Origin of the sequence: Cellulophaga sp. (assembly GCF_039943695.1) — a bacterium.
Lineage (GTDB): Bacteria > Bacteroidota > Bacteroidia > Flavobacteriales > Flavobacteriaceae > Cellulophaga.
The window spans coordinates 1-3,705 of the sequence record NZ_JBDVAA010000208.1 but is presented as its reverse complement, the minus strand read 5'-3'; the positions used below and the strand labels follow the sequence as shown (position 1 = coordinate 3,705).

At 30.7% G+C, this 3,705-nt stretch carries 2 protein-coding genes; one reads left to right on the top strand and one right to left on the bottom strand.

The window, feature by feature from the left end; genetic code table 11:
• Nucleotides 1–263: Mur ligase domain-containing protein (locus ABJD66_RS14925; RefSeq protein ID WP_348133086.1), on the bottom strand; the 263-nt coding region annotated here is incomplete at its 3' end.
• Nucleotides 264–516: 253 nt separating this feature from the next.
• Between ABJD66_RS14925 and ABJD66_RS14920 the strand changes: the two genes are divergently transcribed.
• Nucleotides 517–3,705 (top strand): MG2 domain-containing protein (locus ABJD66_RS14920; protein ID WP_348133083.1); only part of this gene is annotated, 3,189 nt, incomplete at its 3' end.

Genomic DNA, 3,705 nt, shown 5'->3' with positions numbered 1-3,705 from the left:
GTAAGTCCAAGCTCTTTTGCTCTTAAAAGCTCTGGATTATCTTCTTTAGCGTGCATACCCAAAATAACCGCATCTAAATCTGCAGTAACTTTATCTGTAAACCAACCAAAAGATTCTGGCAACAATCCTTTTGCTTCTAACCTACTTTTAGAAGGTTCAAAAATAACATCATCACTACCTGTAATTGTGTATCCTTTATGTTCTAAGGCTAATGCCAAATTGTGCATTGCACTACCGCCAATGGCTATAAAATGAATTTTCATACGTAAAATTATAGCTGTAAAGATAACAATACAAATAGGTTTAAAAAAAATAAACACAACAGACAATTACACGGTAAATAGGGATGTAAAAAACTTAGATTGGTACTACTTTTGATCTGTTTAGATGACTTTACTCACTTAAAAGGTAAGTTAACGCATTCTTAATTGCATAGTTGTACTATAAAGCTCAAATTTGTTAGTACATTTAATGCAGATTTAGATTTACAAATCTTAACAAGATAACATACAGATAATGAAAAATTTAACTTCTATTATAGTTCTAATTTTATTTGCAAACATAGCAATGGCACAAGAAAATAACAGTTTTGACGCACTTTGGAAAACCGTAGAAAAGCACGAGAAGTCTTCTATGACCAAATCTGCCCTAGAAACAGTGCAAGCAATTGCTGCCAAAGCAAAAAAAGAAGGCAACTCGCCACAGAATGTAAAAGCATTGTTGTACATCTCTAAATATGCAATGACTTTAGAGGAAGATGCTGTGTTGTCTATTATAACAAATTTTAAATCTGAAATTGCTAATAGTGACACACCTACAAAAAACGTTTTACACAGTTATTTAGCTAATTTATATTTACAATATTTTAGGCAAAATAGATATCGTTTTTACAATAGAACTACAACTGAAACTAAAGTAGATAGTATAGATTTTAGAACTTGGGATTTAACTACTTTATTTTATGAAATTGACACTAATTTTAAGTCCTCCTTAAAAAATAGCAGTGCATTACAAAAGATTAAAGTAGATGAGTTTGACTTGTTATTAAACAACAGAAAAGATTCTAAAATATACAGACCTACACTGTTTGACCTTTTATCGCATACTGCATTAGAGTTTTATAAAACAGATGAAAGTAGCATAACTAGACCTGCTGATCAGTTTGAGATTGATGACCAAAATATGCTATGTAGTGGAACAGATTTTATTAGTTTACCTATTAACGAAGACGATAAAACATCATTAAAGTCTAAAGCTTTAAAAATTTATCAAGGCTTATTAGATTTTCATAAAAATGATGCTTCACCAGAGGCTTTTGTTGAAGTAGATTTAGAACGATTAAATTTTGTTTACAATAACGCTGTTTTTTTAGAGAAAGATAAACACTACATATCAACCTTAAAAAAAATGGCAAACACTTATAAAAACGATGCTGTTTCTGGTTTATACAATTACAATATTGCTACCTATTACAACACCAAAGGAGATAGCTACCATCCAAATAGCATAATACCAAAAAACCAATGGAAGAAAAATGATGCTATCAAAATTTGTGAAGCTGTAGTTGCTAAATTTCCTAAAAGTAGAGCCGCAGAAATGTGTAACGACTTGGTTACAACTATAAAAAGAAGTAGACTTGACATAAGTACAGAAAGTTACATACAAGTGAACAAGCCGTCTAAAGTACTTGTTAGGTATAAAAATGTAAACGATTTAAATTTTACAGTCTATACAATTTCAGACAAGCAATTACATACGTTAGATACAATTTATGATGATGACAAAAAACTACAGTATATAAAAAAACTTAAAAGTGTAAAAACGTGGAAGTCTAAATTAAAAAACGAAAAAGATTACCAAAACCATACTACTGAAGTTATTATACCAAAATTAAATGTAGGACAACTACTTATACTTGCAGAACCTACTAAATTAACAAAAACTTACGGGTATAATACCATACAAGTAACAGACTTGGCTGTTGTAAATAGTACTACAAATACAGCAGATTATTTTCAGGTAGTAAACAGAGCAAATGGTAAGCCTATTGCAAATGCTACAGTTAAGTTAGAATATCATAAAACGTATAATGACCCTGTACAACACGCTAAATTTAAAACCAATAGCTTGGGTATGGTTACCATTCACAAAACAGACCAAAGGTGGCGCAATATAAAACTAAAGGTTAGTAGTAATGATGATTACGCTACATTTGGCACTTATAATGTATACACTAGAGCCAACAGTAATAGTAATATAAATTATAATAATGCTTTTTTATTCACAGACCGTAGTATATACAGACCAGGGCAACCTGTTTATTTTAAAGGTATTGCTATTAACCAAAAAAATAATAAATCTGACGTATTAGAAAACATTAAGGTTACTGTAACGCTAAAAGATGTGAATTACCAAGCTGTAAAATCTTTAGAGTTAACTACAAATGAGTATGGCTCTTTTAATGGAGAATTTATATTACCTAGTAACGGCTTAACAGGTAATTTTACTATAGAAGCAATATCTAGTAGCAACAAAATAAGTAATACCAGTTATTTTTCTGTAGAAGAATACAAACGACCTAAATTTACAACAACTTTTAAACCTGTTACAGAGACCTACAAGGTTAATGATATGGTAACGGTAAACGGTACAGCCAATGCTTTTGCTGGTAGCACAATTACTGATGCTAAAGTTGTTTACACCGTAAAAAGGTTGGTTAGATATCCTAACTGGTATTATTGGAGAGTACCCTACTATAATAGCACACCACAAGAAATTAAACACGGGGAAACTAAAACAGATGCTAATGGAAACTACCAAATAACCTTTAAGGCTATACCAGAAAAAAGTGTAAATAAGGATAACTCTCCTATTTTTAATTATGAAATTACTGCAGATGTTACAGATATTAATGGAGAAACAAAAAGTACTACAACTGTAGTTAGAGTTGGTTACCATAGTTTAAATGCCACTATAAATGTAAGCTCGCAAATAGATAAAACTAAAAAAGATAGCGTATTATATGTTAATACTGCTAACTTAAACGGACAGTTTACTGCCGCAAAAGGGTCATTAAAAATATACAAATTACAAGCACCTAAAAATGTAAAACGCAGTAGACCTTGGTCTGCTCCAGATTACAAAATAGATGAAACTACGTTTAGCACAAACTTCCCTAACGAAATATACAAAAAGCAGCAACCAAGAGATTGGGACAAGGGGCCACTATTATGGAGTACTAATTTTGACACTCAAAAATCTTCTGTAATTAATTTACCTACTATTAAAAAATGGGAATCTGGCAAATATATTATTGAGCTAGAAGCTAAAGATAAATTTGGACAAACTGTTACAGACAAGGCAATAACAAGTTTATTTAGCAACACAGATAAAACTACAGCAGACAACGAACTTTTTGATATAAAAATCGACAAAAATAGTTACAGCGTTGGAGACAATGTAGAAGTTAAACTGTTATCTGCAGCAACACCTTTAAATGTTACGTTGTATATAGATAGAAATAACAAACCTATTGAAACAAAAATAATAACACTTAGTAACAGTTCTAAAACAATAAAAATACCAATTACTAAAGAAGATATAGGTGGCTTGTCTATTAACTACACTTTTACGGCTTACAATTCTTTTAAAAATGATAAAGTGTATATTAATGTTCCACACCCAAGTACCTCTTTAGAAATAGAA